The following is an 18,473-nucleotide window of genomic DNA, read 5'->3' on the forward strand; positions in this document are numbered from 1 at the left end:
AGGGGCGCCCCGCAGGGTGCGCCAGATGAGAAGCTAGAAGGATGAGCCTTTCCCGCGAATCCGACGTGATCGCCCCATCGGGAGGTGGCGCTCTGACCGATGCGGAGGTGCGGCGCCTCCGTGAGGACTTCCCGATCCTGCGCGCCGAGGTCAACGGACATCCCCTGACGTATCTGGATTCGGGTGCCACCTCGCAGCGTCCGTTCGCCGTGCTCGACGCCGAACGCGAGTTCGCTTCGACGCTGAACGCCGCCGTGCATCGCGGCGCACACACCCTCGCCGCTGAGGCGACGGAGGTGTTCGAGGATGCCCGTGCGACCGTGGCGCGGTTCGTGGGCGCCGACGAGGGCGAGATCGTGTGGACGTCGAACGCCACCGAGGCGCTCAACCTCGTCGCCTATTCGATCTCGAACGCGTCGCTGGGACGCGGGGGAGCGGCTGCCGAGCGTCTTCGGCTGCGTGCGGGCGACGAGATCGTCACCACCGAGATGGAGCACCACGCGAATCTCATCCCGTGGCAGGAGCTCGCGGCACGTACGGGGGCGACCCTGCGGGTGATCCCGCTCGACGACGACGGGGCCCTCCGACTCGATGCCGCCGCCGACCTCATCACCGAACGCACGAAGCTCGTCGCGTTCACACACGTGTCGAACGTGCTCGGCGTGATCAACCCCGTCGAGCAACTCGTCGCCCTGGCCCGCGCGGTCGGCGCGATGGTCGTGCTCGACGCCTGCCAGTCGGCTCCTCATCTGCCGCTCGACGTGCGCGCGCTCGATGTCGACTTCGCTGTGCTGTCGGGTCACAAGATGCTCGGCCCCACCGGCATCGGCGCGCTCTACGGTCGGCGCGAGCTGCTCGAAGCCATGCCGCCGTTCCTCACGGGCGGTTCGATGATCACGACGGTCACCACCACGGAGGCCGCCTATCTGCCGCCGCCCCAGCGCTTCGAGGCCGGCACCCAGCGGGTCTCGCAGGCGGTCGCGCTCGCCGCGGCGATCGACTACCTGACCGCGGTGGGCATGCCGCGCATCGCCGCGCACGAGGCAGCCTTCGGCAGACGACTCGTCGAGGGGCTCACAGCGATCGACGGGGTTCGCGTGCTCGGCGCCGACATCGACCTGCCGCGCGTCGGGCTCGCGAGCTTCGACGTGGACGGCATCCACTCGCACGACGTGGGCCAGTTCCTCGACGATCGCGGCATCGCCGTGCGGGTGGGGCACCACTGCGCGCAGCCGCTGCATCGTCGTCTCGGCATCACGTCGTCGACGAGGGCCAGCACCTATCTGTACACGACCCAGGCCGAGATCGATGCAGTGCTCGACGGCGTCCAGGGCGCGATCGACTTCTTCCGGAGGGGCGCATGAGCGACCTGCAGAACCTGTATCAGGAACTCATCCTCGACCACTCCCGCACCCCGCACGGGTTCGGGCTGCGCGGCGAGATCGCCGCGCAGTCGCACCAGGTGAATCCGACCTGCGGTGACGAGGTCACCCTGCAGGTGCATCGCGCCGACGACGGCAGCATCGAGGCGCTCGCGTGGGAGGGCCACGGTTGCGCCATCTCGCAGGCCTCCGCGTCCCTGCTCGCCGAACTCGCCGAGGGGCTCACGGTCGACGAGCTCGAGATCCGCATCGCCGCGTTCCGCGAGGCGATGCGCTCGCGAGGCAAGATCGAACCGGATGAGGAGCTGCTCGGCGACGCCGCCGCCCTCGGGGGCGTCTCGCGCTATGTGGCGCGAGTGAAATGCGCCATGCTGGCGTGGGTCGCCGTGGAGGACGCACTCCACAAGGCATGAGCCTCGGCGCCATGCGGTGCAGGATGGACTCATGCCTCTTGACCTGACCCCGCTCAGCGCAGACCACTTCGACGACTGGCTCGAGGCCACCAGAGCGCGGCTCGTGACGCTTCGGCAGGAGTCGGGGATGTTCGTCGGCGAGGACGCGGGCTCGCACGTCGATGCCGTCCTGGGTGACCTGCTCTCGGCCGGCCACGAGACCGAGACCTCGCTCATCCTCACGATCGATGAAGAGGGCACCCGCATCGGCACGGTGTGGCTCGCCGCGAACAGCGGGGTGCTGATCATCGTCGATCTCGCGTTCGCGATCGATCCGACCGCGCGACAGCTCGACGAGCTGCTCGACGAGCTCCGGTCTTTGGCACGCAGGCAGCACGTCGGTCGCCTCAGCATCGCGTTGCACTCCTCCGACATCGCGGGCAGAGCCTTCGTCGAGGGACGAGGCTTCGAGGTCGCGTCGATCCAGATGCTTCTCGAACCTCTCCCGTCTCGCGCGTCCGGTGGCCTTGTCGTGACACCGATGACGCCAGAGCGATTCACGAGCTTCGCCGCGGCATCCGAAGCGGCCTTCGCCGAGGATCTGGTGTCTTCCGGCCGGTATTCGGCAGAGGATGCGGTGGTCGAGTCGCACCGGCAGATGGAGCTCGAACTTCCCGAGGGCATCGATTCGGAGGGGCAGGAGCTCTTCACGGCCCACGTCGACGGCGCCGAGGTCGGGGTGCTGTGGATCGGGGTGCGCCGCCGGGGTGGGCGTCCGCATGCGTTCATCCTCGACATCGAGATCGCGTCCGAGCAACGTCGCAAGGGCTACGGTCGCGACCTCATGCTCGCGGCTGAGCATGAGGCGGCACGGCTGGGAGCAGACTCGATCGGGCTGCATGTCTTCGGCTTCAACACCTCGGCGATCACGCTCTACGAGAGCCTCGGCTACCGCCGGATCGAGGAGCGGTTCCTGCTCACGGTGTGATCGGCGACACGCGGCGTCATGGGGGAATAGCAGGGCCGCGCACACGTTGGCCCGAGCATGACTACTCTCGGAATCATCGGTGCAGGACACATCGGCAGCCAGGTCGCACGCGTCGCCGTGGCCAACGGCTATGACGTCGTGATCGCGAACTCGCGCGGACCGGAGACCCTCGCGGGCCTCGTCGCGGAGCTGGGCGATCGGGCGACGGCCGCGACTGCTGCCGACGCCGCCGCCGCGGGCGACGTCGTGGTCGTCACGGTGCCGCTCGGCAAGATCGACCAGCTGCCCGTCGAGCAGCTCGCCGGCAAGATCGTGCTCGACACGAACAACTACTACTTCGAGCGCGACGGGCACATCGACGCCCTCGACCGGGGCGAGACGACCACGTCGGAGCTTCTGCAGGCGCAGCTGCCGACCTCGCGCATCGCGAAGGCGTTCAACCACATCTACGCCGCCGACATCACGACCGACGGGTCGCCGGCGGGCACGCCCGATCGACGCGCGCTCGCCACGGCCGGTGATGATGCCGAGGCCGTCGCCTTCGTCACCCGCTTCTACGATGAGGCCGGCTTCGACACGGTCAACGTCGGATCCCTCAGCGAGTCCTGGCGCGTGGAGCGCGGCCGGCCGGCGTACGTCGTGCGACAGAACGCCGACGAGCTGACGGCGAACCTCGCGATCGCCAACCGTCTGCCCTGACGTGAGGGGAGAGGGGAGGGATGCCGGCGGCATCTGCTCCCCTCTCATGTCAGCCGTCCGACGAGGCACGGAACGGTAACATATGCGTTCCGTTGGGATACCAAACTTGTCGGACGGATCGGCGAGTGCGATAATTCCGGCATGGTGGGGGTGGGGACTACCGGCGAACTCGAGTCGGTGAGGGTGACGCGCGTTCTGCGCGACGACATCGTGCTCGGTCGACGCGCCCCCGGATCCCGGCTCATCGAACGCGACATCGCTGCGGAGCTCAACGTGTCGAGGCTGCCCGTGCGCGAGGCGATCCGCACGCTCGTCGGCGAGGGAGTGGTCGTCGCCCGACCACGCAGTTGGGCAGTGGTGCGGGAGTTCACGCATGATGACATCCGGGACTTCGGAGAGGTCCGAGAGGCGATCGAGACGCTGATCTTCGTCTTCGCCGCTGAGCGCCACACCGACGAGGGGATCGCGCGGCTTCGGGCGGCCTACGAGCGCGAGTTCGCCGCCGCATCCGCCGACGAGGTCGAAGCCGCCCGCATAGCGGCGGGCGAGTTCCACGAGATCGCCGCCGAGCTCGCCGGCAACGAGATGCTCGGCGAACTCATCGCCGTCTTCGTCACGCGCCTGCGCTGGCTGTTCGGACAGCACGACGATCTGCTCGGAATGGCCGAGGAGCACCGCCTCATTCTCGACGCTGTCGCAGCGCGTGACACCGACACCCTCCGCTGGATGATCCCCCGGCACCTCGCCAGCGGTCAGGAAGCCGCAGAACGGCGCCTGAGCGATCAGGCGTACTCGATCTGAGCGTCCGGTCTGTCCCGCCCCGCGCTGAGCGCGCAGTGGTCTGGAGAGTGCTTCCCGGCGAGGATATATTGGCCGTACGGAATCGTTCCGGAAGTCGTCGTGTCCTGGGGAGCGATATGAGAGGCGTCGCCGTCGTCGCCGGTGGGCTGCTGCTCCTCGGTGGAACGGTGCTCATCGCGGTTGCCGATCAGCAGCGCGTGGATGCACTCGCCGAGGCGAGGGCTGCCGTCGTGCAGGCCGAAGAGCGGCTCGACGCCGCTCACGAGGTGAACTTGCGCCTCGCAGGGCAGCTGACCACGCTGCGCACGGCCATCGCCGAACAGGAGACGCTCCTCTCCGAGACCTCGGGTCTGCTGCCATGAGGGGAACTCTGTGATCCGACGGGTCCTCTCTGTCGCCATGGTCGCCGCGCTGATGCTGGGTGCGGGCGTCGTCGCTCGCGCCGTCGCTCTCGACGAGGACAGGGCGACCGTGATCGCCGAGCTGCAGTCGCTTGCAGAGTCGACTCGCACGGCGCAGATGCGCACCGACCATCTCGAAGGGTCGATCGCGATCGCCGAGAAGGACACCGCTGCGCGCGCCGCCGTGCTCGAGGTACGGCCGGCGTTCGTCACTGAGATCACCGCGCTGAGAGTGGCGATGGAGGGAGCAGACGGCAAGATCGACACCTCGGCGCACCGGGCGGCCGCGATGTCAGCGCAGGAGTCCGTCCTCGCCGAGCGGAAGAACCCGGCCACGGTCATCGCCGCCACCGCCACCGTGCATGCGCTCATCGACAGGGTGGGGCAGGACATCGGCAGCTGGGAGGCGGCGCAGTACGCGGCGCCGTCGGGCCCGGCCTGGTCGTCGAGCGGGCCGGATGGATTCGCGCGGGTGCGCGCCGCCCTCGACCGGGTCGGAGGAGGGGGCGTCGGCCTCTACGAATCGGCTTCATGTGCGGGAGGCACCGCGCCGGCGTGCGCGAACAGCAGCGGCTACATCAAGTACCGTGCCGACATCGTGGACTGGAGCGTCGACCGGCTGAACTGGGCGATGGCGCACGAGCTGGCCCACATCTATCAGTTCCGGGTCTGGGGCGCCCTGACCTCGTCGGACTTGTACTACTCGTCCTTCGGCGGCGACCCCGAGTTCCTCGCCAACTGCATGGCGGTCGTGCGCGGCTACCCCGGGTCCATCGGGTGCGACAGCGAGCAGCAGTCGTGGGCGTCGGGGATCTGGGTCGGCGCGGTCCGCTGAGTCAGGCGATCGGGGTGGTCGTGTCGATGGCCTCGCGCAGAGGGCCCCGCATGACCCGCCAGTAGCCCGTCGGTGCGAGGCGTGCGAGAACATCGATCAGCCGCGCCTCCCTGCCGACCATCGTCCGCGCGCGGCGACGCTCTGTCGCCTGCACGATCAGCGCGGCGGCATCCGTCGGCTCGGTGTGATACATCGCAGCCTGCGCCGCCGCGGCGCGCGCGGCGACCGCCGGATCGATCGCGGCCGCATATCTTCCGTGCAGGATGATGCCCGTGCGCACGCCGGCGGGGTAGACCGCACCGACCGTCACCGAGGTGCCCTCGAGTTCGTGTCGCAGCGCCTCGGAGAACCCCCGCACCGCGAATTTGCTCAGGGAGTACGGGATGCGTCCGGCGGGCGCGGCCAGCGCGTACACGCTCGCGAGGTGCGAGATGTGCGCAGCGGGTGCCGCACGCAGGGCGGGCAGCAGCGCCTTCGTGATCGACACCGTTCCCCAGAGGTTCACATCGGTCAGCCAGCGCATCTCCTCCATGGTCAGCTGTTCGAGATCTCCGAGCATCGACGAGCCCGCGCACGTGATCAGAGCGTTCACGCGCGGATGCGCTGCGGTGATCTCGTCGGCCGCGGCGAAGACGGCGTCGTCGTCGCGCAGATCGACGACGTGCGTGGTGACGGTGGAACCGCCGAGTTCGGCGGCGAGGGCCGCGAGCCCCTCGGCGTTGTGGTCGATGAGCGCCAGATGCACGCGCCGGCGCGCGAGCAGGCGGGCGATGTCGGCGCCCATCCCACTCGCAGCGCCGGTGATGACCGTCGTGCTTCCCGTGAGCGTGAGACGCTTCATTGCACCCCTCCTGGCGGCGATCCGAGCAGCAGCCGGTCGCGGAGCAGGTCGCGGAGACCCGATTCCGATCCATTCTGGCCCACTGCAACCGAGAGCGATACCGGTACGCTCGAAGCAAGGAGGTAGCGGTGGGACGAACTGCAGATGCCATCGCAGAAGGCGTCGCGATCGCGACCGCTGCGGCGCGCCTCGCCGTGAAGAATCACATCCTCATCGGCACGATCGCCGAGAACGGCGTCTTCGACACGGACAAGTACATCGCCGATGCGCGCGAAGCGCTGCGGGCGATGGCTGAGGAGTCCGAAGAGGTCGAGCGCAACATGACCGAGTTGCGTAAGCGCGCTCGCGGGCGCCACTCAGACCCCTCGGGAACCCACGACTACCGTGACCGCGATGTGCGCAACCTGCGTCGGCGGGCCAAGCAGTCGCACGGGGTCGCGACCAAGCTGCGCGACATGATGGAGGACGAGGCCGCGTTGCGCGTCATCGTCGAAGAGGCCCGCGAGGGCGCCTGGGCCGATGTGCGGCACAACCTCGATCGTCGACTGCGTGTCGAGGGCATGCGGCCCGATCAGGATCCCGATTACGAACGGATGCGCGAGGCGCGGATGCAGGCGCTGCGCCTCGTCGATCTGCAGGCGCTGTCGTCTCTGCAGCGCGCGAAGGCCAAGCGCAAGAAGAAGCAGAACACGCCCGACAGTGACGAGTGAGCCCTCGTTTCGCTTTCGTGTCGCGTCTGTTGTAGGCTGTTCTACGGCCCGCTGAGCGGTCCAGGAGCGCCCGTAGCTCAATGGATAGAGCATCTGACTACGGATCAGAAGGTTAGGGGTTCGAGTCCCTTCGGGCGCACATCAGCTGAAACCCCCGTCGCGAAAGCGGCGGGGGTTTTGCGTTGCCTGCCGGGCGAGAGCGCTCGGGTCAGTCCCGACGCCACATCTCGCCGAGGGTGGACGTGCGGGGGAGAAGGCGCGGTTCCAGGGTCACGCTCCGTGCCCGAGCCCCCGGGTGTGCGATGCGCTCCAGCAGAAGGTCGGCGGCGACGGCACCCATCTCCTCACCGGGCTGGCTCACGGTGCTGATCGGGATCGCGCTCTCGGATGCGAAGTGGTTGTTGTCGTAGCCCGTGATCGCGATGTCGCCCGGCACCGAGAATCCGGGCACCTCGTTGAGGATCTGGATCAGTCCGATCGCCACGAGGTCGGATGCCGCGACGATGGCGTCATAGGTTCCCGCGCCGCGTGTGAGGATCTGCCGACCGGCATCCCGTCCGTGGCGGATGTTGACGCCCCGGGTCTCGAGGATCTCGATGGTCGCCTCGGGGTGGGCGGCCGTCGCCTGCTCCGCCCCTTCCCAGCGCTGGTTGACCGCTGTCAGGAAACGAGGGCCGCCGACGAACAGCAGCCGCCGGCGCCCGAGGGCGATCAGGTGCGACGCGGCCAGTGCGCCTCCGTGGCGCTCGTCCACGGTGACTCCGGGGTAGGCGAGCGAGGGTGACTCGAAGTTGACCAGGACGGTCGGGGTGGTGCGGTTCTCCGGATGCGGCGACTTCGCGAGCGCCGTGTCGAGAGGGGCGAGGATGATGCCGGCCACCCGCGAACGATCGAGGAGCTCGAGGTTGTGCACCTCGCGGTCGGGGTCGACATCGGAGTTGACGATGAGGACGTCCATCTTGTGGCGGCGCAGCGCACGCTCGGCTCCACGGGCGATGTCGACGAAGAACGAGTTGCCGAGGTCGGCGAGCACCAGGCCGACCGACGTGCTGTTGCCCGCGGCGAGCGAACGTGCGGCGTCGTTGCGGACGAACCCGAGCTCGGCGATGGAGGAGAGCACTTTGCGACGCGTCGCTTCGCGCACCTTCTCGGGGTTGTTGAGGGTGTTCGAGACCGTGCCGAGCGCGACACCGGCGTGGGCCGCGACGTCCGCCATGCTGGGCTTCGATCGCCCGGAAGGGGGAGTGTCGGTCACGTCTTCCTCCTCGGCATCCTCGCCATGACCTGGCTCTTCAACTCTAGAGCATGTCAATTCATGAAGCGCTTCATTTCTGATCGGTAACGGTCTTGACAGTCTCTTTTTCTGTATGGCATGGTGTGAATGAAGCGCTTCAAAAGAGGCGTCGCTCTTCAAGGAGGAACAGTGACCACAGCAACGAGGCGCGCCCGTCGCCTTGCCCCCGCAATCGCGCTCATCGGTGTCGGTGCACTCGCGCTCTCGGCCTGCTCGGGCAGCTCCGGAGGATCCGGATCGGAATCCGGCGCCGGAGACGGAGAGTTCACCTACCTCGGCCAGACCGAGAACACCACGATCATCACCACGCTGGAGACCCTCGCGGGCGACCAGTGCAAGGCCGCAGCCGACGCCGCTCCGCTGAAGTCCGACGACATCTCGGGCACCCAGTGGGACCAGCAGCTCCAGCTGCTCGCCAGCCAGGATGGTCTGTCCGACATGCAGATGGCCGCGGGAACTCCTGCGCTCATGTCGGAGTTCATCGACGGCGGCAAGGTGCTCGACCTCTCGAAGGCTCTCGACGATCTGGGCGTCTCGGATCGTCTGGTTCCCGCGGCCGAGTCGACCGTCAAGGCGCTCTACGGCGATGGTGCGCTCTATGCGCTGCCGACGGAGTTCAACATCGAGGGCTTCTGGTACAACAAGGAGCTCCTCGAGGCGAATGACGTCGAGGTGCCCGAGACCTGGGACGACCTCGTCGAGGCTGCGTCCACGCTCAGCGACGCGGGCGTGCAGCCGTTCGCCACCGCCGGGAAGGACGGCTGGCCGGTCACCCGACTGGTCGGCGACTACATCTTCCGCACGCTCGGCCCCGATGCCCTGCAGAAGGTCGCCGACGGCGACGCCAAGCTGACCGACCCCGAGTACGTCGAAGCGGCCGACGCGGTCGCCGAGCTCGGCAAGGCCGGGTACTTCGGCGACGCGGTCGGCTCGATCGACTACAACGCCTCGATGAACCTGTTCCTGTCGGGCAAGGCCGCGTTCTACTACATGGGCAGCTGGGTCCTCGCGAACTTCAACGATGAGGCGCAGAACCAGATCGGCGCCGACAACATCGGCTTCGCGCGGTTCCCCGAGGTCGAGGGCGGCGCAGGCAGCATCGACCAGATCCCGGCCAATGTCGGCATCCCGGTGATGTTCGCCGAGAAGAACTACGACGACGAGTCGGCCGCCTGGCTGAAGTGCATCGCCGAGGGCTACGGCGACACCGCGCTCAACGACAGCGGAGTGGTCTCGGGCTTCGTGGTCGATAACCCGCCGGCCGACCTGCCCCCGACGACCCAGATGGTGCAGGAGGAGATCGCGAACGCTCCGTCCAGCGTGCTCTGGTTCGAAGCGCTCTTCACGCCCAAGGCCACCGGCATCAGCCAGAACAACGGTGCAGGCCTCGCCAACGGCAGCCTCTCCGGCGAAGAGTTCATGAAGCTCGTCCAGGCAGCCAACGACGAAGGCTGACCCACTCCCGGGGCGGGCGCCGCTCGCCCCGGGACCGTCGTCGTCGCATCAGGAGATCCACCATGCACAAAGTCCTCGGTGACAAGCGCGCCATCTTGGTCCTTCTCGGACCCGCGCTGCTCGTCTACTCGCTCGTCATGCTCGTCCCGATCGTGTGGTCGCTGTTCTACACGGTGCAGGACGGCAACCCCATCACCGGCTTCACCTTCAACGGGTTCGCCAACTTCACGAAGTTCTTCCAGGACCCGGCCGCCTGGGACGCGATCTTCTTCACGCTGAAGTACGCCCTCATCCTCACGGCGCTGCAGGTGATCGTGGGGTACCTGCTCTCCCTGATGTACGTGTTCTGGCTCCGCAAGGGGTCGGGCATCATCCGCACGATCGTGTTCTTCCCCGTGGTGCTGCCCACGGTGGCGGTCGCACTCCTGTTCCAGCGCCTGTTCGAGGCGGCGCCGACCGTCGGTCCGGTGAACTCGTTCCTCGGCATCCTCGGCGTGCAGAACCTCGACTGGTTCGGCACCCCCGACGCATCGTTCTGGGTCATCATCGCGATGGACCTCTGGAGGTCCATGGGTTTCTATGCCGTGCTTCTCTACGCCGGCCTCGTCGACATCCCCGATGAGCTCATCGAATCGGCACGCATCGACGGCGCATCCGGATGGAAGCTCATCCGCACGATCATCCTTCCGCTGTCGCTGCCCGTGCTGCTGTCGTCGATCATCTTCAGCATCAACGGCACGCTCAAGGTGTTCGACACCGTCGTCGCCTTGACCAACGGCGGGCCGGGCAACGCGACCACACCGCTGACCCTGTACATGTTCCGCACCTCGTTCGCCTACGGCGACTACGGGTACGGCAGCACCATCGCCCTCATGCTGACGATCCTGTGCCTGCTGTTCACGGTCTTCATCTTCCGCTCCACCCGCCGCGATCTGACGAAGGACTGAACCAGTGAGTGCGACAACCGCCATCGTCACGGGCACGCCGCTGCCCACCCGCCGCGACGTCGACCCGAACCGCCGGGGAGCCCGCGACTTCTTGCGCCGCCTTCCGATCCGGCTGCTCATCGCCGTGCTGCTCATCGTCGAGATCTACCCGATCCTGTGGATGATCCTCGGGTCGTTCAAGACGCAGAACGAGTTCCTCAACGAGCCGTTCTGGGCCCTGCCGCAGTCGTGGGACATCGTGAACTACATCGAGGTGTTCACCACGGGTGAGTTCGGCAAGTACATCGTCAACAGCGTGATCGCGGTGTTCCCGTCGCTGGCGATCATCCTCGTCTTCGGCACGGCCGCCGGTTTCGCGCTCGAGGTGATGGTGTGGAAGGGCCGCGGCACCGTCCTGCTGCTGTTCCTCGCGGGCATCATGGTGCCCGCGCAGATGATCCTGCTGCCGCTGTTCACGATCTACTTCCGCACGAACATGACCGGCACGCTGTGGCCGCTCATCATCACGTATGTGGCGTTGGGGATGCCGTTGACGGTGTTCATGATGGCGACGTTCTTCCGTTCGGTGCCGCGGGAGATCTTCGAGGCGTCGACCCTCGACGGAGCCTCGATCTTCCGCTCCTTCTTCTCCATCGGGCTCCCGCTGGTCAAGAACGCCCTCTTCACGATCGGTCTGGTGCAGTTCTTCTTCCTCTGGAACGACCTGCTGATCGCCCTGACGTTCACCAACAGCAGCGACCTGCGCACGATCCAGGTCGGGCTGCTCAACTTCACCGGAGAGTACGGAGCGGTGCAGTACGGACCGACCTTCGCCGCGATCTCGGTCAACGTGCTCGGAACACTGCTGATCTACGTGTTCCTCAACCAGCAGGTCATGAAGGGCCTGACCGCAGGATCGGTGAAGGGCTGACATGACGAACATCATCGAGATCTGGTTGGAGAATCGACGCGGCGGCAAGACCGTCGGGATCGGAGAGGTCGAGCCGCGGATCTCCTTCTTGGCGGATGCCGCGGCCCCGGCGTTCGAGCTGGAGTTCACCCCCGACGCCGGCGCCCCCCGCGTCGTGCAGGCGACCACGACGCAGCGCGTGGCGTGGCCGTTCGCGCCGCTCGCTCCGCGCGACGGAGGCGAGCTCCGTATCCGCGCCGTCGATTCGGAGGTGTGGAGTGAGCCCGTCAGGATCGAGGCGGGACTCGGCGATGACTGGGCGGTCGACTTCGTGTCGCCCTCCGTTGAAGCCGCCCGCGATGCGCCCCGCCCGGCCTACCTGATGCGTGCGGTGATCGCAGAAGGCGCCCTGCCCGATGGCATCGTCAGAGCGCGGGTCTACTCGACCGCCCACGGCGTCTACGAGCTCGAGGTCAACGGCGAACGCGTCGGTGACGACGTGCTCGCCCCCGGGTGGACGAGCTACAGCCACCGCCTCCGCTATCAGACGCACGATGTGACGGCGGCGCTGCGCAGCGGCGAGAACGTGATCGGCGCCTGGCTGGCCGACGGCTGGTACCGCGGTCACATCGGATTCGACGGCGGGGTGTGGGACATCTACGGATCGGACGTCGCGCTGCTCGCGCAGCTCGAGGTCACCACGGCTGACGGCTCCCACCACCGGGTGCCCCTCGAGTGGAGCACGTCTGTGTCGCCGATCACCTCGGTCGGTCTCTATGAGGGCGAGACCTTCGATGCGCGGCTCACGGACGACGGATGGTCGACCCCCGGTCACGACGCCTCCGGCTGGTCTCCGGCGGCCGTGCTCGCCCGGTCCGACTTCCCCGCGGCGATAGAGCCGCCGACGGCCCTGCCGGTGCAGGAGACTGAGACGCTGCGACCCGTCTCGATCACGCGCCAGCCGAGCGGACGCATCCGACTCGACTTCGGACAGAACATCTCGGGTGTGCTGCGCATCAAGGTGCGGGCGGAGGCGGGTCACACCGTGCGGCTGCACCACGCAGAGGTCATCGAGAACGGTGAGCTCGGCACCCGTCCGCTGCGCGCAGCGACGTCGGTCGACACCTACATCACCTCGGGGCGCGGTGAGGAGACCTACACGCCGAGGTTCACGATCCACGGCTTCCAGTACGCCGAGCTCGAGAACTGGCCCGGCGAGTTCCATGAGGGCGACGTCGAGGCCGTCGTGATCCACACCGGCATGCGTCGCACCGGCTGGTTCGAGTCCTCGAACGACGGACTCGACAAGCTGCACTCGAACGTCGTGTGGAGCATGCGCGACAACTTCGTCGACCTGCCGACCGACTGCCCGCAACGTGACGAGCGGGTGGGGTGGACCGGTGACATCCAGGTCTTCGCCCCGACCGCGCTGCGGCTGTTCGCGGCCCACGGCACCCTCACCGGCTGGCTGCGCGACCTCGCGTTCGAACAGCACGATCAGGGACACGTGCCCAACTTCGTTCCGTGGGTCGAGTGCGGCTTCCCGAACTTCCCCACGGCTGCCTGGGGTGACGCGGCCGTGATCGTCCCATGGGAGTTGTACCGCAACGACGGCGACCTGCGCATCCTCGCCGACCAGTATGCGAGCATGCGCGCCTGGGTCGACCTCGTCGACGACCTCACCGGGCACTCGGGGCTGTGGAACACCGGCTTCCAGCTGGGCGACTGGCTCGACCCGACGGCGCCGCCCGAGGACCCCGGCAAGTCGCACACCGACAAGTACCTGGTGGCGACGGCCTATCACGTGCGCACGGCTCGGATCCTGGCCGATACGGCGACGCTGCTCGGCGAGGAATCGGATGCCGCGCACTACCGCACAGTCGCCGAGCGTGCCGCGCGCGCCTTTCAGAACGAGTTCCTCAGCGACACCGGTCGAGTGGTCAGTGACACCCCGACCTCGATCGCCGTCGCGCTCGTGTTCGAGCTCTTCGAGAACGAGGAACAGGTGCGGCGAGCCGGCGCTCGACTGCAGGAGCTGGTGGGAGCCGGCGGGTTCCACATCTCGACGGGTTTCGTCGGGACCCCGATCATCTGCGATGCACTGGTGCGCGCCGGCAGCATGGACTACGCGTACCACCTGCTGCTGCAGGACGAGCTTCCGTCGTGGCTGTATCCGGTCAGCATGGGTGCGACGACGATCTGGGAGCGGTGGGACAGCATGCTGCCCGACGGATCGATCAACCCCGGCGACATGACATCGTTCAATCACTACGCGCTGGGAGCCGTCGCAGACTTCCTGCATCGCGCGGTCGCCGGTCTCGCCGCTGACGCACCCGGGTGGGAGCGCATCCGCTTCGAGCCGCGGCCGGGCGGTGGGCTCGAGCATGCGGGTGCGCGGTACGACAGTGTGCGAGGCACGGCGGCGATCTCCTGGCGACGAGACGGCGAGAGCCTGTCGATCGAGGTCGAGGTGCCCGCGGCATCCGCAGGCGTTCTGGTGCTGCCCGGATCCGCGGAGGAGATCCCCGTCGGACCGGGTCGTCATTCGTTCACCACGACCTTCCGAGCGGTGGCCGACGACCCCGAGCGTCCGTTCTTCGGGTGGCGCAGGCCGGAGCCCGTTCTCGAGACCGAGGGAGCATCATGACGCAGCAGCACATCCGGCCTGGGCAGGTGTGGCTCGACACGAAGGGCGAGCGGATCCACGCCCACGGAGGCTCTGTCCTCACGGTCGACGGCGTGCACTACTGGTACGGAGAGAACAAGGAGTTCTCGACTCCCGGCAGCGGGATCTGGCACTGGGGCGTGCGGTCCTATTCGTCGACAGATCTCGTCAACTGGGATGACCGTGGCGTGATCATCCCACCCGACGAGGACGACGAGTCCTCGCCGCTGCATCCGTCGCAGGGCCTCGATCGTCCGCACATCATCTTCAATGCGCAGACGGGCAAATTCGTGTGCTGGGTCAAGGTGATGACCAAGGGATCGGTGCAGCGCTCGACGGTGCTCACCGCCGACAGCATCCTGGGCCCGTACGAGATCCAGCGCACCTGGCTGCGCCCGCTCGACATGAGCGCAGGGGACTTCGATCTGGTCGTCGACCCGCACGACGGCAAGGGCTACTACTACTTCGAGCGCGTGCACTCCGAGATGATCTGCGCCGATCTGACCAGTGACTACACCGACGTCACGGGGTACTACTCGACGCATTTCCCGCAGCCGCAGCCCCCGTTCGTGCGGGAGGCGCCGGCGCACTTCCAGCGCGGCGGGCTGCACTATCTGCTGACCTCCGGGACGACCGGGTACTACCCGAACCCCTCGGAGTCAGCCGTGGCGCGCAGCTATCACGGCCCGTTCGAAGTGCTCGGCGACCTGCATCCGAGCGATGAGTCCCGCACATCGTTCCATTCGCAGATCTCGTCGGTGTTCCGGCACCCGGGCAAGAAGGATCTCTACATCGCGATCGCCGATCGCTGGCTTCCGCGTTACGTCGACCATGGCGACCGAGCTCGTCAGGCCTTCATCGAGCATTTCGCACCGGGCAGAGACGGCGACGAGCCGATGGAGGAGTTCGCCTACGTCGACACCTCGATCGCCGACTACGTCTGGCTGCCGATCCGATTCGACGGCGACCGACCGGTCGTCGAGTGGCGCGAGGAGTGGTCGCCCGACGAGTACGAGGACGCCTGACCGGATCCTTCGCGCAGGCCTGTGATCGCCGAGTTCCGACGGGTGTCTCCGCGGCCGACCCCACTCGATAGGCTCGTGCCCATGACGCTTCCCGAGCAGGCCCAGAACAATCGGGTGTGGCATGTCGCGGGCCTGGTATGCGGCGTGCTGGCGATCTTGTCGTCGTTCGTGGTGCCGAGCGGCGTCGTGGGCTACCTCGTCGCGATCGCGATCGCCGCGACCGCTGTGCTGATCGGACACGCATCGGTTCGGCGGCGCGGTGCGTTCCGTGCTGCGGCCATCACGGGTCTCGTGCTCGCCTACCTGGGGCTGATCGTGTCGGTCGGTCTGCTGGCGGTCCGGCTCACCCGCATGTTCACCGCCTGAGCGACCTCAGTCGAGCAGGCTCGTGATGGCCGGGTCGCGGCGGGCGACCTCTGCCGCTGTGCCGACGATGACGTGGCGCATCGCGGCGACCGCGACGGCGGGCGTGACGTCGGCGCGGTGGGCCAGGCTCACGGTGCGCCTCATCATCGGGTGCGAGATCCTGACCGAGCGCAGCGCCGGCTGATCGAGCAGCACCATCGCCGGAACCACGGCCACACCCACTCCTCGTTCGACGAAGCGGAGCAGCGCATCCATCTCGGCTCCTTCGAGGACGACCGTCGGAGTCAGCCCCGCCGAGCGGAAGGCCGCGTCGGTGGTCGCCCGCAGCTCATAGGTCTCGTCGAGGGCGATCAGCGGCAGCGTGGCGAGATGGTGGAGGCTCATGATCGACGACGTCGACACCGGAGGCTCGGACGCCGCAGACACGACGACGAGCTCCTCGGTCAGCAGCGGCATGCGAGTCAGACTGAATCCCGAGGGCGGGGGTCCCTCCGACTCCGTGATGAGCGCGATGTCGACGGCCCCGACGGCCAGCTGGTCGACGAGCAGCCTCGACCCGCTCTCGGTCAGGTGCAGGTCGACGCCGGGGTGCGCGGCATGGAAGGTGCTGATCGCCTCGGCGACGAGGCTGATGCAGAGAGTGGGTGGCGCTCCGAGACGCACGCGTCCGCGGCGGAGCCCGGCGAGCTCGGCCATCTCCTCGCGAATCGCGTCTGACTCTGCGAGCATCCGCTGAGCGCGGGGGAGCAGAGCCTCTCCGGCCGCGGTGAGGCCGATGTGGCCGCGTGCGCGGTGGAACAGCTCGGCGCCGAGTTCGCGCTCGAGGGTCGAGATCTGTCGGCTCAGCGACGGCTGTGCGAGGTGCAGGTGCTCGGAGGCGCGGGTGAAGTGGCCGAGGCGGGCGACCTCGACGAACCCGCGGAGCTGCTCGAGGTTCATGTGTTCACTGTATCGATACCAGTAGAACAATGCATTGGAGTTATCAGGTCACCCTACCTAGCGTGGAAGGCATGAGTACTCGCGAACGTCAGATCTCCACCACGGTCCTGGTCATCGGCACCGGCGGATCCGGGCTGCGGGCGGCGATCGAGGTCGCCGAGCACGGCATCGACGTCCTCGCCGTCGGCAAGCGCCCCCGACAGGATGCCCACACCTCCCTCGCCGCCGGCGGCATCAACGCCGCGCTCGGCACCATGGACGAGGGAGACAGCTGGCAGCAGCACGCGGCCGACACCATCAAGGAGAGCTATCTGCTCGCCAATCCCCACACGGTGGAGATCGTGACGCAGGGCGCCGAGCGCGGCATCCGCGACCTCGAGCGCTGGGGCATGGATTTCGCCCGCGAAGACGACGGACGCATCTCGCAGCGGTTCTTCGGAGCTCACACGTTCCGTCGCACCGCGTTCGCCGGCGACTACACCGGTCTCGAGATCCAGCGCACACTGGTCGCCAAGGCCGAGCAGCTCGAGGTGCCGATCCTCGACCACGTGTACATCACGCGTCTGCTCGTGCGAGACAACGTCGTGTTCGGTGCCTATGGCTTCGACCAGTCAGACGGCACGCGCTATTTGATCCACGCGGATGCCGTGATCCTCGCTGCCGGCGGCCACAACCGCATCTGGCGCCGCACCTCCTCGCGTCGCGACGAGAACACCGGCGACTCGTTCCGGCTCGCGGTCGAGGCGGGCGCCCGGCTGCGCGACCCCGAGCTCGTGCAGTTCCACCCGTCCGGAATCATCGAGCCCGAGAACGCTGCAGGCACGCTGATCTCCGAGGCCGCACGTGGTGAAGGCGGCATCCTGCGCAACGCGCTCGGCGAGCGATTCATGTCGAACTACGACCCCGAGCGCATGGAGCTCTCGACCCGGGATCGCGTCGCGCTCGCGGCGTACACCGAGATCGCCGAGGGCCGCGGAACGGAGAACGGCGGCGTCTGGCTCGACGTCTCGCACCTGCCTCGCGAGACGATCATGACCCGTCTGCCGCGCGTCTACCAGACGATGATGGAGCTGCAGATGCTCGACATCACCACCGACCCGATCGAGATCGCTCCCACGGCGCACTACTCGATGGGCGGCGTGTGGGTGCGCCCCGACGACCACCAGACCGACGTCGACGGACTCTATGCGATCGGCGAGGCGTCGAGCGGACTGCACGGGGCCAACCGCCTCGGCGGCAACTCGCTCATCGAGCTGCTGGTCTACGGCCGCATCGTCGGTCAGGCGGCCATGGCGCATGCGGCGGGGCTCGACGCCCAGCGTCGGTCGGCCGATGCCGTGGCGCAGGCCCGAGCAGAGATCGACGACCTTCTCGTCGCCGACGGCCGCGAGAACGTGCGGGCGCTGCAGCGCGCCATCCGCAACACCATGACCCAGCACGCGGGTGTCGTCCGCTCGGAGGAGGGACTGCGGGCAGGTCTCGCCGAACTCGACATGATCGAGGGACGCATGGAGGACATCGGCATCCACCCCGACATCGCCGGCTTCCAAGACCTCGCGCACGCGTTCGACCTGAAGGCGTCTGCTCTCGCCGCACGGGCCACGCTCGAGGCGGCGCTGGAGCGTCGGGAGACGCGTGGATGCCACAACCGCAGCGACTACCCCGACACCGACCCGACGCTGCAGGTGAATCTCGTCTGGTCGCCGACCGGCGGCGTGACGCACGAGTCGATCCCCGAGATCCCCGCGGAGATCGCCGAGCTCATGCGCGAGGTCGACACCGAGGGCAAGCTCGTCGAGTAGCCCTCCCCGAACTCGCTCCCGTCGCAGGGTGCATCGCGACGG

18 protein-coding genes and 1 tRNA gene are annotated in these 18,473 nt (G+C 67.7%); 16 read left to right on the forward strand and 3 right to left on the reverse strand.

Going from position 1 to position 18,473, the window contains the following annotated elements; genetic code table 11:
• Positions 1 to 41 precede the first annotated feature (41 nt).
• The 7 genes from OPU70_RS12370 (at position 42) to OPU70_RS12400 (ending at position 5,498) form a co-directional block, all read left to right on the forward strand.
• Positions 42 to 1,364, forward strand: coding sequence for a cysteine desulfurase (locus OPU70_RS12370; protein ID WP_498557925.1), 1,323 nt, complete (start codon positions 42 to 44; stop codon positions 1,362 to 1,364).
• Positions 1,361 to 1,795 carry a Fe-S cluster assembly sulfur transfer protein SufU gene (gene sufU, locus OPU70_RS12375; protein WP_042537106.1) on the forward strand — a complete coding sequence of 145 codons (435 nt, stop codon included), beginning with the start codon at positions 1,361 to 1,363 and terminating at the stop codon, positions 1,793 to 1,795. Before OPU70_RS12370 ends, sufU begins: the two co-directional genes overlap by 4 nt.
• A gap of 31 nt (positions 1,796 to 1,826) precedes the next feature.
• Entirely contained in the window at positions 1,827 to 2,762 is a 936-nt protein-coding gene (locus tag OPU70_RS12380; RefSeq protein ID WP_498557926.1) for a GNAT family N-acetyltransferase, read from the forward strand.
• Between the two features lie 57 nt (positions 2,763 to 2,819).
• Positions 2,820 to 3,461: an NADPH-dependent F420 reductase gene (locus OPU70_RS12385; protein WP_309694195.1), complete on the forward strand. Its 642-nt coding sequence runs from the start codon at positions 2,820 to 2,822 to the stop codon at positions 3,459 to 3,461.
• 183 nt (positions 3,462 to 3,644) lie between these two features.
• The gene (locus tag OPU70_RS12390) at positions 3,645 to 4,262 is read left to right on the forward strand and encodes a GntR family transcriptional regulator (RefSeq protein ID WP_237049535.1); all 618 of its coding nucleotides are present in this window, start codon (positions 3,645 to 3,647) and stop codon (positions 4,260 to 4,262) included.
• Between the two features lie 116 nt (positions 4,263 to 4,378).
• Complete coding sequence (locus OPU70_RS12395; RefSeq protein WP_498557927.1) at positions 4,379 to 4,624, forward strand: hypothetical protein; 246 nt, start codon at positions 4,379 to 4,381, stop codon at positions 4,622 to 4,624.
• A gap of 10 nt (positions 4,625 to 4,634) precedes the next feature.
• On the forward strand, positions 4,635 to 5,498 hold the full coding sequence (locus tag OPU70_RS12400; protein WP_498557928.1) for a hypothetical protein: 864 nt from the start codon (positions 4,635 to 4,637) through the stop codon (positions 5,496 to 5,498).
• Between the two features lies 1 nt (position 5,499).
• Here the strand turns inward: OPU70_RS12400 and OPU70_RS12405 are convergent, their stop codons facing one another.
• On the reverse strand, positions 5,500 to 6,339 hold the full coding sequence (locus OPU70_RS12405; protein ID WP_311879803.1) for an SDR family NAD(P)-dependent oxidoreductase: 840 nt from the start codon (positions 6,337 to 6,339) through the stop codon (positions 5,500 to 5,502).
• A gap of 128 nt (positions 6,340 to 6,467) precedes the next feature.
• Here OPU70_RS12405 and OPU70_RS12410 point away from each other — a divergent pair, with 128 nt between their 5' ends.
• A complete protein-coding gene (locus OPU70_RS12410; RefSeq protein WP_079112258.1) occupies positions 6,468 to 7,049 on the forward strand; it encodes an asparagine synthase in 582 nt (193 codons plus the stop codon).
• Between the two features lie 66 nt (positions 7,050 to 7,115).
• Positions 7,116 to 7,188, forward strand: a tRNA-Arg gene (locus OPU70_RS12415).
• Positions 7,189 to 7,257: 69 nt separating this feature from the next.
• Here the strand turns inward: OPU70_RS12415 and OPU70_RS12420 are convergent.
• Positions 7,258 to 8,304, reverse strand: coding sequence for a LacI family DNA-binding transcriptional regulator (locus OPU70_RS12420; protein ID WP_498557929.1), 1,047 nt, complete (start codon positions 8,302 to 8,304; stop codon positions 7,258 to 7,260).
• Positions 8,305 to 8,472: 168 nt separating this feature from the next.
• Here OPU70_RS12420 and OPU70_RS12425 point away from each other — a divergent pair, with 168 nt between their 5' ends.
• The 6 genes from OPU70_RS12425 (at position 8,473) to OPU70_RS12450 (ending at position 15,690) form a co-directional block, all read left to right on the forward strand.
• Complete coding sequence (locus OPU70_RS12425; RefSeq protein ID WP_498557930.1) at positions 8,473 to 9,798, forward strand: extracellular solute-binding protein; 1,326 nt, start codon at positions 8,473 to 8,475, stop codon at positions 9,796 to 9,798.
• Positions 9,799 to 9,860: 62 nt separating this feature from the next.
• Positions 9,861 to 10,745 (forward strand): carbohydrate ABC transporter permease, encoded by an 885-nt coding sequence (locus tag OPU70_RS12430; protein ID WP_498557931.1) that lies wholly within the window; start codon positions 9,861 to 9,863, stop codon positions 10,743 to 10,745.
• Positions 10,746 to 10,749: 4 nt separating this feature from the next.
• The gene (locus OPU70_RS12435) at positions 10,750 to 11,655 is read left to right on the forward strand and encodes a carbohydrate ABC transporter permease (RefSeq protein ID WP_311879799.1); all 906 of its coding nucleotides are present in this window, start codon (positions 10,750 to 10,752) and stop codon (positions 11,653 to 11,655) included.
• Between the two features lies 1 nt (position 11,656).
• A complete protein-coding gene (locus OPU70_RS12440; protein ID WP_498557932.1) occupies positions 11,657 to 14,281 on the forward strand; it encodes a family 78 glycoside hydrolase catalytic domain in 2,625 nt (874 codons plus the stop codon).
• Positions 14,278 to 15,324: a family 43 glycosylhydrolase gene (locus OPU70_RS12445; RefSeq protein WP_498557933.1), complete on the forward strand. Its 1,047-nt coding sequence runs from the start codon at positions 14,278 to 14,280 to the stop codon at positions 15,322 to 15,324. The genes OPU70_RS12440 and OPU70_RS12445 overlap by 4 nt, the downstream gene beginning before the upstream one ends.
• A gap of 81 nt (positions 15,325 to 15,405) precedes the next feature.
• Positions 15,406 to 15,690, forward strand: coding sequence for a hypothetical protein (locus tag OPU70_RS12450; protein WP_079112263.1), 285 nt, complete (start codon positions 15,406 to 15,408; stop codon positions 15,688 to 15,690).
• 6 nt (positions 15,691 to 15,696) lie between these two features.
• On the opposite strand, the gene OPU70_RS12455 is transcribed toward OPU70_RS12450, so the two are convergent.
• Entirely contained in the window at positions 15,697 to 16,629 is a 933-nt protein-coding gene (locus OPU70_RS12455) for a LysR family transcriptional regulator (RefSeq protein WP_309686033.1), read from the reverse strand.
• 71 nt (positions 16,630 to 16,700) lie between these two features.
• On the opposite strand from OPU70_RS12455, the gene OPU70_RS12460 reads away from it, so the two are divergent.
• Positions 16,701 to 18,431, forward strand: coding sequence for an L-aspartate oxidase (locus OPU70_RS12460; RefSeq protein ID WP_079112264.1), 1,731 nt, complete (start codon positions 16,701 to 16,703; stop codon positions 18,429 to 18,431).
• Positions 18,432 to 18,473: the final 42 nt, after the last annotated feature.

Source organism: Microbacterium sp. SWDP-B6 (genome assembly GCF_059803615.1).

What these genes read in the sequence shown, in the direction of transcription:
- OPU70_RS12370 (WP_498557925.1), top strand. Translation starts at nt 42, where the DNA reads ATGAGCCTTTCCCGCGAATCCGACGTGATCGCCCCATCGGGAGGTGGC.
- sufU (WP_042537106.1), top strand. Translation starts at nt 1,361, where the DNA reads ATGAGCGACCTGCAGAACCTGTATCAGGAACTCATCCTCGACCACTCC.
- OPU70_RS12380 (WP_498557926.1), top strand. Translation starts at nt 1,827, where the DNA reads ATGCCTCTTGACCTGACCCCGCTCAGCGCAGACCACTTCGACGACTGG.
- OPU70_RS12385 (WP_309694195.1), top strand. Translation starts at nt 2,820, where the DNA reads ATGACTACTCTCGGAATCATCGGTGCAGGACACATCGGCAGCCAGGTC.
- OPU70_RS12395 (WP_498557927.1), top strand. Translation starts at nt 4,379, where the DNA reads ATGAGAGGCGTCGCCGTCGTCGCCGGTGGGCTGCTGCTCCTCGGTGGA.
- OPU70_RS12405 (WP_311879803.1), bottom strand. Translation starts at nt 6,339, where the DNA reads ATGAAGCGTCTCACGCTCACGGGAAGCACGACGGTCATCACCGGCGCT.
- OPU70_RS12430 (WP_498557931.1), top strand. Translation starts at nt 9,861, where the DNA reads ATGCACAAAGTCCTCGGTGACAAGCGCGCCATCTTGGTCCTTCTCGGA.
- OPU70_RS12440 (WP_498557932.1), top strand. Translation starts at nt 11,657, where the DNA reads ATGACGAACATCATCGAGATCTGGTTGGAGAATCGACGCGGCGGCAAG.
- OPU70_RS12445 (WP_498557933.1), top strand. Translation starts at nt 14,278, where the DNA reads ATGACGCAGCAGCACATCCGGCCTGGGCAGGTGTGGCTCGACACGAAG.
- OPU70_RS12450 (WP_079112263.1), top strand. Translation starts at nt 15,406, where the DNA reads ATGACGCTTCCCGAGCAGGCCCAGAACAATCGGGTGTGGCATGTCGCG.
- OPU70_RS12455 (WP_309686033.1), bottom strand. Translation starts at nt 16,629, where the DNA reads ATGAACCTCGAGCAGCTCCGCGGGTTCGTCGAGGTCGCCCGCCTCGGC.
- OPU70_RS12460 (WP_079112264.1), top strand. Translation starts at nt 16,701, where the DNA reads ATGAGTACTCGCGAACGTCAGATCTCCACCACGGTCCTGGTCATCGGC.